Below are 253 nucleotides of genomic sequence, written 5' to 3'. Positions count from 1 at the left end.
GTACATCGAAGTTGTCTATAAGCACATCCGGAAGAATGGCGCGTAGTAGCTTGGTCTGTTCCATATGGCAAAGGTACGACTTTATTCCTAACATACGGTGTTACCAACCGGAAAAATCCGCAGACCCAAGATTCTGTTGCGCAAAAGATCTGTCATAGAAACCATCAATGACGAACTTAAGAATGTTGCACAACTTGTACATTCAAGACATCGTAGCGTGTTCAATTTCGTAATGAATGTCCTTTCTGTTTTG

At 41.5% G+C, this 253-nt stretch carries 1 pseudogene; it reads left to right on the top strand.

The features are described from left to right. Positions 1-127: 127 nt before the first annotated feature. A pseudogene (locus CIK95_RS08075) lies at positions 128-253 on the top strand (transposase); the annotation flags it as partial.

Origin of the sequence: Prevotella sp. P5-108, from assembly GCF_002251385.1 — a bacterium.
Classification (GTDB): Bacteria; Bacteroidota; Bacteroidia; order Bacteroidales; family Bacteroidaceae; genus Prevotella.
This window is presented reverse-complemented; position numbering and strand designations above follow the sequence as displayed.